We start from the raw sequence: 399 nt of genomic DNA, 5'->3' as shown, positions 1-399 counted from the left end.
GTGGATGAGCCTGGAATTGAGCTTGGCCGCCAGCGCCTCGGCGAGATCGAGCTCGCGGTCCGTCTGGCGCTCATTGCAAATCAGCCCGCCGAGCCTGACGCCGCCCGAATGGGCATATTTGAGGATCCCCTTGGCGATGTTGTTGGCGGCATAGAGCGCCATCATCTCGCCGGACATGACGATGTAGATCTCCTGGGCCTTGTTTTCGCGGATCGGCATCGCGAAGCCGCCGCACACCACGTCGCCCAGCACGTCGTAGGAGACGTAGTCGACATCGTCATAGGCGCCATTTTCCTCCAGGAAGTTGATCGAGGTGATGACGCCGCGGCCGGCGCAGCCGACGCCCGGTTCGGGGCCGCCGGACTCGACGCATTTGATGCCCTTGTAGCCGACCTTGAG

At 63.2% G+C, this 399-nt stretch carries 1 pseudogene; it reads right to left on the bottom strand.

The annotated features are described in order from the left end of the window. Positions 1–399: pseudogene (nifH, locus tag I6F37_RS43285) on the bottom strand (nitrogenase reductase); the annotation flags it as partial.

The organism is Bradyrhizobium sp. NBAIM08 (assembly GCF_020193935.1).
GTDB lineage: Bacteria > Pseudomonadota > Alphaproteobacteria > Rhizobiales > Xanthobacteraceae > Bradyrhizobium > Bradyrhizobium yuanmingense.
This window is presented reverse-complemented; position numbering and strand designations above follow the sequence as displayed.